The following is a 496-nucleotide window of genomic DNA, read 5'->3' as shown; positions in this document are numbered from 1 at the left end:
GTCTTCGGCCTGCTTGCGGCCGTCTCCGCGCTCTCGGCCTGTTTCGCCTGGCGCTGGCTGCACGAGCCGCCGGTGGAAGGCGGCAGTCACGCCGCCGCGGCGACAACCGGCCCGGCGCCTTTGCGCAACATCGAGGTCTGGCGCATTTCGAGCGCCATTCGGCTGCTTTGCTTCCCGCAGGTCGCGGTGCTGACCTTCGCCTCGGTCTTTCTGCATGACTTTGCCGGCATGGGCACATGGGTGACCAGCACCAGCCTCGCCGCCGTGCAGACTGGCGCCATGGTGATGCGCGTCTGGAGCGGCCGCTTCACCGACCGCCACGGCAACCGCCGCCCGTTCCTGAAAGTCTGCAGCGCGCTGAGCGCATTTGCCTTCCTGGTGCTGTGGCTGCTGGTGATCGGCACCGCCGCAATCCCCACGCTGCTGCCGCTGCTGCCATTGGCGGTCGTCGTCGCCGGCATATTCGTCTCCGCCTGGCACGGCGTCGCCTATACCG

Annotated in this window: 1 protein-coding gene; it reads left to right on the top strand. The window is 68.5% G+C overall.

Features of this window, described 5'->3' with window-relative positions; genetic code table 11:
* Window positions 1–496: MFS transporter (locus EOA24_RS40615; protein ID WP_133375108.1), on the top strand; the 496-nt coding region annotated here is incomplete at both ends.

This window comes from Mesorhizobium sp. M2A.F.Ca.ET.039.01.1.1 (assembly GCF_003998035.1).
Lineage (GTDB): Bacteria > Pseudomonadota > Alphaproteobacteria > Rhizobiales > Rhizobiaceae > Mesorhizobium.
Note: the sequence above shows the minus strand (reverse complement) of the source record. Positions and strands in the feature narration are given on the sequence as shown.